General features: G+C 67.5%; 1 protein-coding gene. It reads right to left on the reverse strand.

Annotated elements, in window-relative coordinates; genetic code table 11:
* The coding region (locus tag L0668_RS20595) for a hypothetical protein (RefSeq protein ID WP_235314605.1) at positions 1-265 on the reverse strand (265 nt) is incomplete at both ends.

A 265-nucleotide genomic window follows, 5' to 3' on the forward strand; every position in this document is an offset into this window, starting at 1 on the left:
TGACGTAGCGCTGCGCGTCCTGCGACTGCGTCTCGAGCTGCTCGCCCTCGTCGGGCTTCGTCGCCTTCAGGCCCTTGACGTCGCCTTCGTAGCTGGCGAGGGGATCGGCCTTCATGATCACGATGTAGTGCCCGGGGGTCCCCGCGACCGGAACGGGGTGCGTCACCTCCCCGGTCGCTGCGTGGCCTGCGGTTGCCGTCGATGCGATGAACAGCGTCGCCAGGGTGGTGGCTGCTGCGATCCGAAGGGGTGTTCGACCCATATC

This window comes from Paraglaciecola algarum (assembly GCF_021532655.1).
Classification (GTDB): domain Bacteria; phylum Pseudomonadota; class Gammaproteobacteria; order Enterobacterales; family Alteromonadaceae; genus Paraglaciecola; species Paraglaciecola algarum.